Annotated in this window: 7 protein-coding genes; 3 read left to right on the forward strand and 4 right to left on the reverse strand. The window is 68.9% G+C overall.

All coding sequences use genetic code 11. The features are described from left to right. Positions 1-887, reverse strand: an 887-nt coding sequence (locus AC1D2K_RS21865) for a hypothetical protein (RefSeq protein ID WP_478090927.1), incomplete at its 3' end; no start/stop codon positions are given. Between the two features lie 687 nt (positions 888-1574). On the opposite strand from AC1D2K_RS21865, the gene AC1D2K_RS21870 reads away from it, so the two are divergent. Then, a complete protein-coding gene (locus AC1D2K_RS21870) occupies positions 1575-2777 on the forward strand; it encodes an acetate kinase (protein WP_478090928.1) in 1203 nt (400 codons plus the stop codon). A gap of 22 nt (positions 2778-2799) precedes the next feature. Next, entirely contained in the window at positions 2800-4308 is a 1509-nt protein-coding gene (locus tag AC1D2K_RS21875) for a sigma-54 interaction domain-containing protein (protein ID WP_478090929.1), read from the forward strand. An 18-nt stretch (positions 4309-4326) separates the two neighbouring features. Here the strand turns inward: AC1D2K_RS21875 and hpnE are convergent, their stop codons facing one another. The 3 genes from hpnE to hpnC form a co-directional block, all read right to left on the reverse strand. Next, complete coding sequence (gene hpnE, locus AC1D2K_RS21880) at positions 4327-5607, reverse strand: hydroxysqualene dehydroxylase HpnE (protein WP_478090930.1); 1281 nt, start codon at positions 5605-5607, stop codon at positions 4327-4329. A 268-nt stretch (positions 5608-5875) separates the two neighbouring features. Next, entirely contained in the window at positions 5876-6715 is an 840-nt protein-coding gene (hpnD, locus tag AC1D2K_RS21885; RefSeq protein WP_478090931.1) for a presqualene diphosphate synthase HpnD, read from the reverse strand. A gap of 13 nt (positions 6716-6728) precedes the next feature. After that, the gene (gene hpnC / locus AC1D2K_RS21890; protein WP_478090932.1) at positions 6729-7625 is read right to left on the reverse strand and encodes a squalene synthase HpnC; all 897 of its coding nucleotides are present in this window, start codon (positions 7623-7625) and stop codon (positions 6729-6731) included. Between the two features lie 120 nt (positions 7626-7745). On the opposite strand from hpnC, the gene AC1D2K_RS21895 reads away from it, so the two are divergent. After that, on the forward strand, positions 7746-9584 hold the full coding sequence (locus tag AC1D2K_RS21895; RefSeq protein ID WP_478090933.1) for a potassium transporter Kup: 1839 nt from the start codon (positions 7746-7748) through the stop codon (positions 9582-9584). Positions 9585-9669 lie beyond the last annotated feature (85 nt).

Genomic DNA, 9669 nt, shown 5'->3' on the forward strand with positions numbered 1-9669 from the left:
GTGCTGCTCGAACTGGCTGTGCCGCCCGCGCCGCTCGCGCCACCCGCGCCTGCCGTGCCGCTCGAACCGGCTGTGCCGCCGTTGCCGCCTGCGCCGCCCGGGGAACCGGCCAGGCCGCCGTCGCCACCTGAACCGCCTGAGCCTGCCGACGTTCCACCGGAACTGCCGCCGCCGCCGCCGCCGCCGGTCCGGCYGCCCAGAGCCGCGGACAGACTTCCGCTGCTTCCGCCGCGTCCGCTGTCACCGCTCGAACCGCCGCGTCCACCGTCGCCGCCACTGGACGAGGCGCGTCCGCTGCCGGTCAGGCCTGCGGCGATGCCGCCGAGGCCGTTGCCGCCTTCACCTGCCGTGGAATCGCCGATCGTGGCGCTGCCATGCGTGATGGCGCCGTTGGATGCGCTGCCACCCACCGCGCCGACCGCACCGGTGCCCGTGGCGCCGTTGCCGCCCGTGCCCGAGCCATAGGCTGCGCCGCCCTTGCCCGTGCCGCCACGTCCGCCATAGCCGYTGCCGCCCGCGACAGAGCCATTGTTGGTGGCGTAGTTGCCGATGTTGGACACGCTGTTGCCGGACACATAGCCCTCCAGCTTGCTCACCGCTGTCGCCTTCGCTGTGTTGAAGGCGTTGGTGAAGTTCGCGGTGGATCCATTGTTGACGGCCGCAGAACGCTCGGCACTGGCCTCGGCAGCACCCGAGTTCTTGTTGGTGCTGTCGCTGGTACGTGAACTCGTGCGCGAGCTGGTACTCGTGCTTGTGCTGGTACTCGTGCTGGTGTTGTTGCCCGCCACGGTCCGTTGATGGGTGTCCTGATCCGTGTCATTGGCGAACACCGAACCACTGAAGCCGAAGGCTAGTGCAATGGCCGAAGCCAGAAGTGTCTTTTTCATGAACCCTCCAGAAAGTTGAACAAGCTTGGTAATGACGTGCGTTGCCGCAAATCGATGGGCCATGTGCAACTTCAATGCCAGCAAATTACGGCTTGTTTCGCGAAGCCTTGCGCTCAGAGGCGAAGGCCCGATTTGCAGGCGTTCCGCACGATGAACGCAGGTCGCTGAGAGCAGGTCTGCGCAGGCGAACCAGCACCTGCTTTGTCACACTCGCTTGACGGCCGTTCGATGTAGCGCCGCGGCTGCGCGTCGAGGGGCCGACACCCCTTGCATCGACTCCGGCCTCCCGCAAGTCGCCCATTCCGTCTCACGCACGTGACAGTCGAAGTCGTGGAAGCAAGGCCTCGCTCAGGGCCTGCTCCCGACGCCGTGAGGCCAGGCTTGACGGAACGCGCCGCGCGCACAGCGCGGAGCCGCGGGACAGAAGCGCAACAGTTCTGAGACACCCCCGAAAATTGCTACAAGATGCTTACCTTTGATTGCAACTTGTAGCTTGGTGTGCTTGTTCTTTACGCTTAGGCTGCTGCGTGAAACGCTCCCACGAAGAAGCCAAAGAGAGAGGGAACACCTATGGAGACCTTCGGTCCGCACAGGGCGCTGGCATTGCTGGCCTGTTCGACACTGGCGTGGTCGGGTGCGACGGCTCAGGCGCAGAGTGCTTCTTCGAGTCGAAATGCCAACAAGCGCATGGAGGCACTCCAGCAGCAGGTCCAGGAGCAGGGCCGACAGATCGACGCGCTGAAGCAACAGTCCGACCAACAAGAAGCCCGCTACCGCGAACTGCAGGAACGGCTCGCGACCCAGGAGGCACGCGGCGCACCAAGCCCGGCAGGCACGCAGACTGCAAACAAGAAGGCGGCGGCGGAAGGCGAAGGCCCCGACTCCGGCTCGAGGCCGGTGCAGGTGGGTGTCGCGCCAGGCGACGAGAGTCCGCAGCCGCCGCAATACGCACAGCTGTTCGACGAGCCCGGCGTCCTCACGCCCAAGGGCAAGTTTGTCTTCGAGCCTTCGATGTTCTACGGCTATTCGTCGAGCAACCGCGTCGCATTGGTGGGCTACACGGTGATCCCGGCGCTGCTGATCGGCCTGGTCGATGTGCGGGAGTTCAAGCGCAACACCTTCATCGGCACGCTGACCGGACGCTGGGGCGCCACCAACCGGCTCGAGTTCGAAGCCAAGCTGCCCTATGTCGCGCGCTCGGACTCCACTATCAGCCGCGAGATATTCACCGGTTCGGCCTTCGACAACGTCTTCAACACCAAGGGCAACGGCGTCGGCGATGCCGAGTTCGCGGCCCGCTACCAGATCACCGATGGCAAGGACGGCAACCCCTATGTGATCGGTGGCCTGCGCTTCAAGTCCAAGACCGGCACGGATCCGTTCGAGGTCGCCACCGATTGCGTGACGCGCTGCATCGGCAACGCCACGGGCACCGGTCTGCCGCTGGACCTGGCGACCGGCTCGGGCTTCTATTCGCTGCAGCCGGGCATCACCTGGTTGCTGCCTTCCGACCCCGCGGTGTTCTTCGGCGGCTTCAACTTCACCTACAACTTCTCCCGCAGCGGAGTCAGCCGCTTGGTGCTGAACGGCGAAAGAGAGTTCATCGGCGACGTGAAGCCCGGCAATGTGTGGGGCCTGAATTTCGGCATGGGCCTGTCGATCAACGACCGTTCGTCGTTCAGCCTTGGCATGGAGATGTACTCGATCGGTCCGACCGAGCAGAACGGCCAGCGCGTGCTGGGCTCGGTGCGCACCCAGCTCGGCTCGTTGCTGCTCGGCTACTCGTACCGCTACAGCCCGAAGACCACCCTCAACGTGACCGTGGGCGCGGGATTGACGCGCGACACGCCCGACCTGCAGCTGACGGTCCGGGTGCCCATGTCGTTCTAGCCACAGCACAGGTGATCTCGCCATGCAGCAGCCAGGGAGCATTCTTTGCGTGACGCTCGGCGGCCAATCCAGCCGGGTGGCGGAGCAATTGCTCGCGAGGGGCTGGAACCTCAGTCCCGTTATGGACCTGGTGGCCGCGGGGCGGCTGCAGGCGCATCGTCATTTCACGCTCGGGCTGCTGGTGGTCGGCGCGGAAGCGAGCGTGACCGAGGCTGCGATGGAGGCTTGCGTCGCGGCCTCCCCAGGGGCTGAATGGGTGGCTGTCTGCGAGGCCCAGGCGCTCGAATCGCCGGCCTTTCGCGAGCTCGTCCTGGGGCACTTCTTCGATCACATGCTGCTGCCGCTCGACCTCCGCGAACTGGAGATGATCCTCGGCCACGCGTCGCAGCGGGCCATCCTGCGGCATCGCAACGAGGCCGAGCGCCGGTCCGCGGTGGACGCACTCGGCATGGTCGGGCAGGGGCCCGCGATCACGCGGCTGCGCGAGCAGATCCGCAAGGTCGCGGCGACCGAGGCGCCGGTTCTGATCGGCGGCGAAAGCGGCAGCGGCAAGGAGCTGGCCGCGCGCGCCATCCACCAGTGCTCGCAGCGTTCGGGCGGGCCGTTCGTCGCCGTCAATTGCGGCGCCATATCGCCGACCTTGATCCAGTCCGAACTGTTCGGCCACGAGCGGGGTGCCTTCACCGGCGCCTCGTCGGAACGACGCGGGCTGATCGAGGCGGCCAACGGCGGCACCATCTTCCTCGACGAGATCGGTGACCTGCCGCTTGAACTGCAGACCAATCTGCTGCGTTTCCTGCAGGAGAAGACGATCAGCCGCGTGGGCGGCGTGCGCAACCTGCATGTCGACGTGCGGGTGGTGGCCGCATCCCACGTGGACCTGGCCGAAGCCGTGGCGGTGGGGCAGTTCCGGGAAGACCTGTTCTACCGGCTCAACGTGCTGTCGATCGACGTCGAGCCGCTGCGCAGGCGGATGGAGGACGTGCCGATCCTGGCCGAATACTTCTTCCAGCTCTGCGTCGCCAAGAGCCACACCCGCGTGCGCGGATTCAGCCGACAGGCGCTGGCCGCGATGCTCGCGCACGGCTGGCCCGGCAACGTCCGCGAGTTGTTCAACCGGGTGCAGCGCGCGGTCGTCATGACCGACCGTCGCCTGATCGGGCCGACGGACCTGGGCCTCGAAGCGATCGAGAACGCCGTCGGCACGGGGCTGGATGCCGCGCGCACGACGGCCGAGCGCGACGTCATCTGCCTCACGCTGACCCGGGTCGGCCGTAACGTCACGCATGCCGCGCGCGAACTCGGCGTGTCGCGCATGACCTTGTACCGGTTGATGGACAAGCATGGCATCGCGCTGGAGTCGGAGTCGCGTCCTCAGGCGGCGCCTTCGTGGCCGGCCGCGACGCCGCCGATCCGCATGGCGCCAGCGATCCGGGACGCCGACCCGGTCGACGAAATGCTCAAGAAGACCGCGGCTGCCGGCTACCGATCCGACTGGACCGGCGCCGGCAAGCCGGCGAGCCGGGCCTAGGCCGGCCCTCGGCCGGCCCTAAATCGCCCGCGCGGCGGCGATCGCGCTGCGCACGGCGCCTTCGAGCGTGGCCGGATAGGCGCCCTCGACATAGTCGCCGCAGGCGATCAGGCCCTGTGCGACCTGCTGCGGCGGTCGACTCAGCCCCGGCGTGCAGGCGAAGGTGGCGCGCCGCTCGACCACCGTCAGCACAGGTTGCAGTGCGGCCAGGCCGAGCTGCGCGTGGGCCTGTGCCAACACCTGCCGCTGCAGCGTCTCGCGATCGGCGATGCTGGCGCTGACCACGAAGGCCAGCAGGCCATGCGGGCCGCCGAGCTGGCCGCGGTCGAAGACGAACTGCGCCGGCGCTTCCGGCCGGCTGCGCAGCGCCAGCACCGGCGCCGGCAGCGCTGCATCGCCGTGCAGGTAGATCGTGGCGATGGCTTCATGCTGCAGGGCATTGGCCGAGTCGGCCCAGCGCGGAGCCTCATCGGCGACCAGCCGAGCGGCCTCCCATGGCGCGCAGGCCAGCACCACGCCATCGAACGGCTGGCCGTCGACCCGCCAGCCGGCGCCTTCGCGCGCCAGGGTRCGCACCCGCCAGCCCGCTTCGGTCCGGGCCCCGCGCTGCCTGAGCCATCGATCGGCGGCATCCGGGAACAGCGCGCCGAGGTCGAGCCGCGGCAGCAACAGCGCCGACCCGCCCGGCGCCTTGAACAGTGCGTCGTCGAGCACCCGCAGGAACACCTGGCCACTGGCTTCGGCCGGCGGCGTGTTGAGGGCCGACAGGCACAGCGGCTCGGTGAGTTCGGCCTGCACGCGCGGCGTCAGGGTGGCGCACAGGCCGGCGACCGTCTCGGCCTCGGCGCAGGCGAAGCCCTGCCGCTGCCAGCACATCGCTGTCCGCAGCAGCGACAGCTTGTCCCGCCACGACCAGCCACGCGCGCCCAGCACGCCGGCCAGCACGTCGAGCGGCGCCAGGCGCCGCGTCGCCTGGTCGAGCCAGCGCGGCAACTGCGGCAGCGACAGGCCGCCGCCATCGGGAAAACGCAGCGCCAGCGGGATGCGCTGCAGCGCCGGGCCTTCCTCGATGCCGACCCGCGCCATCATCGCCAGCGTCTCGGTGTAGGCGCCGATCAGGATGTGCTGGCCGTTGTCGAGCATCACCTGCTCTCCATCGGGCAGCGTGGCGGGCACGGCGCGCGCGCGCCCACCCCATTGGCGGGCAGCCTCGAAGACACTGACCTGATGCCCGGCCAGCGTCGCCTCGACCGCGCAGGCCATGCCGGCCCACCCACCGCCGACCACGGCAAGGGTCATGGCTCGCCCCCAGGTTGCCCGCACTTCGTGTCGGGCGCCCACCCCCTACCGGGGGCAACACCAGTGGCCCGGCAAAGCCGGTTCCACGGTGTTTCACCAACGGGCCTGGCTGCGCCGGCCGGGTCAAAAGCAGGCGCTGAGTTTTGTCTTTCGGCTGCGCGTAGCGCGCCCGTTCGTGGGCAGTCGCGGAACCGRCTTTGCCGGGCCGCTGACTGCGCCCCCGGTAGGGGGTGGGCGGCTACACGAAGTGAGCCAACCTGGGGGCGAGTCACAGCCTTCCGAGCGCCTGCACGCGCCACGCCAGCCACAGCTTGCGCACCGGCGTCAGGCTCACACGCTGGTCGAGCACCTTGAAGTCGTCGCGCGCGATCTCCTCGAGCAGGGTTCGGTAGATGCTGGCCATCATCAGCCCGGGTTTCTGCGTCCGCCGGTCGGCTGTCGGCAGCAGCGAGAGGGCTTCGTCATAGGCACGCAGCGCTCTCTCGGCCTGGAACTTCATCAGCGCCACGAAGCGCTCGGAGTGCACCCGGTTCAGGATCTCGTGCGCCTTGACGTCGAACTGCTGCAACTCGTTGACCGGCAGGTAGATGCGACCGCGCCGCGCATCCTCGCCGACGTCGCGGATGATGTTGGTCAGTTGCAGCGCGAGGCCCAGCTTGTGCGCGTAGTCGGTGGTCTGCGGATCGGTCTGGCCGAAGATCCGCGCCGCGCCTTCGCCCACCACGCCGGCCACCAGATGGCAATAGCGGCGCAGCGCCGGGAAGTCGAGATAGCGGGTCTGGTCGAGGTCCATCTGGCAGCCCTCGATCACTTGCTGCAACTGCCGTTCCTCGATGCCGTAGGCGGCCGCATGCGGCATCAGCGCCTGCGTCGCCGGATGGTGCGGCTGGCCGGCGAAGGCCTGGGCCACTTCGGTGCGCCACCAGGCGAGCTTGGTCGCCGCCACGCCCGGGTCGCTGACCTCGTCGACCACGTCGTCGATCTCGCGGCAGAAGGCATAGAAGGCGGTGATGGCCGCGCGGCGCGGCTTCGGGAGAAACAGGAATGCGTAATAGAAACTGCTGCCCGATGCAGCGGCCTTGTCCTGGACGTACTGCTCGGGGGTCATCGTGCGGGCCTCTTCATGCGGCTGATTGTCTCCGCATCCGCAGGGCCCGCCAGGCGAGCCGCGGCGCGTCGGCGCGGCCGATGGTCGGGCGTTGCGAAAAACTGTCGCAGCCCTGGGCCTCGATCTTGTCGAGGATGCGGCTGCCGCCCTGGACCACGAAGCGCAGTTCCCAGCCGGCGCGACCGGGCAGGCGATGCACGAGCGGCGCGCCTTCGTGCATCAGCGCACGCGCCCAGGCGACCTGGCTCGCGACCAAGGCGATCGCCTGGCCGGGCGGCGCCGCCCGCCCGAGCGGTACGAAGGTCTCGAAATCGCCTGTGGCGAGCCCGTGGGCGCGGCAGTCCTCCTGCGGCAGGTAGCGCCGGCCGCGCGGCAGATCGACGCTCAGGTCCTGCCAGAAATTGATCAGTTGCAGCGCACTGCAGATGGCGTCGCTCTGGGCCAGCGAGCGGGCATCGTCGACGCCGTACAGGTGAAGCAGCAAGCGCCCCACCGGGTTGGCCGAGCGGCGGCAGTAGTCCAGCAATTCCGCGCGATCGGCATAGCCGGCGCGGTCGCGGGTTTTCGCAATGTCCTGCCTGAAGGCGGACAGCAGGTCGGCGAGCAGGTTTTCCGGCAGCGCGAAATCGCGCATCGAACCGGCGAGCGGCCCGAACACCTCGGGCCAGCGGGCCGAGGGCGCGGCACCGCGGGCGGCCGCCGAAAGATCGGCGCGGAAGGCCTGCAGGGCGTCGAGCCGGGCCGCCGGATGGGCGTCGCCCTCGTCGGCGATGTCGTCCGCGGTGCGCGCGAAAGCATAGATGGCCGCGATGGGCGGCCGCAGCCGGGGAGGGCACAACCAGGAGGCGACGGGGAAGTTCTCGTAGTGCGTCGGCGCGGCTGCGAGCAGGGGGGGAGATGTGGATGGCACGCGGCCGATTGTCCCGCAGGCTACGATCGCAGCGCCAACGGGCCCGCCACCATGAACACACCGACTCAGAAGCCGAATCCCTCCGACCCCGCGGCGCATCGAGCGGGCGGGCCGCTGCTGATGGTCGCCGCCCTCGGCGTGGTCTTCGGCGACATCGGCACCTCGCCGCTCTATGCCTTCAAGGAAACCCTGAACCCGGAGCACGGCGTGCCGTTCACGCCCGACGCGGTGCTGGGGCTGTTGTCGCTGATCTTCTGGGGGCTGATGTTCGTCGTGACGCTGAAATACGTGGTGTTCGTGCTGCGCGCCGATCACGACGGCGAAGGCGGCATCCTCGCGCTGCAGGCGCTGGCCGGCAACGCGGTGTCCGATCCGCCGGCCCGGCGCTGGGTCGTGCATGTGATCGGCCTGCTGGGCCTGGTGGGTGCCGCCACTTTCTATGGCGACAGCCTGATCACGCCGGCCATCTCCGTCCTGTCGGCCGTCGAGGGCCTCGAAGTCCAGGCGCCGGGATTGCAGCCGTTCGTGATTCCGATCACGGTCGCGATCCTGCTCGCGTTCTTCGCGGTCCAGCGCAAGGGCACCGGCGTGGTCGGCAAGATCTTCGGGCCGGTGATGCTGCTGTGGTTCGTCCTGATCGCATTGGCGGGGCTGTGGCAGGTGCTGCAGCAGCCCCAGGTGCTGGCGGCGCTCGACCCGCGCCGCGCGCTCGGCTTCCTGGTGGTCCACCGCGCCCAGTCGCTGGGGGTGCTGGGCGCGGTCTTCCTGGCTTTCACGGGGGGCGAAGCGCTCTATGCCGACATGGGTCATTTCGGCGCCGGGCCGATCCGGCTGGCCTGGCTCTTCATCGCCTTGCCAGGGCTGGTCCTGAACTATTTCGGCCAGGGCGCGCTGGTGCTGGCGAATCCGGCCGCCATCGACAACCCCTTTTTCAGGCTCTTTCCGTCCTGGGCCGTGGTGCCGATGGTGGTGCTGGCCGCGATGGCCACCGTGATCGCTTCGCAGGCGGTGATCTCGGGCGCCTTCTCGATCACGGCGCAAGCCATGCGCATGGGCTATCTGCCGCGCATGCGGATCATCCAGACCTCCGGCGAAACCATCGGCCAGATCTACGTGCCGACCATCAACTGGCTGCTGATGGTCGGTGTGCTTCTGCTGGTGCTGGGGTTCCAAAGCTCGAGCGCCCTGTCTGCGGCCTATGGGATCGCGGTCTCGATCACGATGGTGACGACCACGCTGCTGACCGGTGTGGTCGCCTGGCGGCTCTGGCGCTGGAACCGGGCGGCCGTGGTGGCCGGGGTGCTGGTCTTCGCGGTGGTCGATCTCACGTTCGTGGTGGCGAACAGCCTGAAGGTCATGCAGGGCGGCTGGCTCACGCTGGCGGTGGCGGTGGCGGTGATGCTGCTGTTCACGACCTGGGGCAAGGGCCGGCGGCTCGGACTGGCGGCGGCGGAGGCCGAGCGCCTGCCGCTGGTACCTTTCGTCCAGTCGCTCGAGACCCACATGCCGCACCGGGTCCGGGGCACCGCCGTGTTCCTCAACGCAGATGCCGAGTCGGTGCCGCATGCGCTGCTGCACAACCTCAAGCACAACCAGGTGCTGCACGAACAGGTGATCGTGCTCCGGGTGCTGGCCTGCAACACCCCGCGCATCGATGCGCGCCAGCGGATCGAGGCCGAGTCGCTCGGCAGCGGCGTGTGGGTCGTCACCGCGCGCCACGGCTACATGGAGCGGGCCGACGTGCCCGAATTCATCCGCATCCTGGCCTACCAGCGGGGCCTGGCCTGCGAGTCGATGACGACCTCGTACTTCGTCTCGCGGGCCGCGATCGTCGACCTGCCGGGCATGAACCCGTTGCGCCGCGCCCTGTTCAGCTGGCTGCAGCGCAACGCGGGCCGGGCCTCCGACTACTTCGAGTTGCCGGGCAATCGGCTCGTGGAGATGGGCCAGCGGGGGTAGGTGGCCCCCCACGCTCCCTCACTTCGTGTGGTCGCTGCCCCCCCGAGGGGGGCGCAGGCCGCCTTGGGGCGGCCCGGCGCCGGCC

The sequence above is a fragment of the Variovorax sp. P1_H12_2 genome (assembly GCF_056405335.1).

Coding starts and splice junctions, on each gene's coding strand:
- AC1D2K_RS21870 (WP_478090928.1), top strand. CDS start 1,575: ATGGAGGCACTCCAGCAGCAGGTCCAGGAGCAGGGCCGACAGATCGAC.
- AC1D2K_RS21875 (WP_478090929.1), top strand. CDS start 2,800: ATGCAGCAGCCAGGGAGCATTCTTTGCGTGACGCTCGGCGGCCAATCC.
- hpnD (WP_478090931.1), bottom strand. CDS start 6,715: ATGACCCCCGAGCAGTACGTCCAGGACAAGGCCGCTGCATCGGGCAGC.
- AC1D2K_RS21895 (WP_478090933.1), top strand. CDS start 7,746: ATGGTCGCCGCCCTCGGCGTGGTCTTCGGCGACATCGGCACCTCGCCG.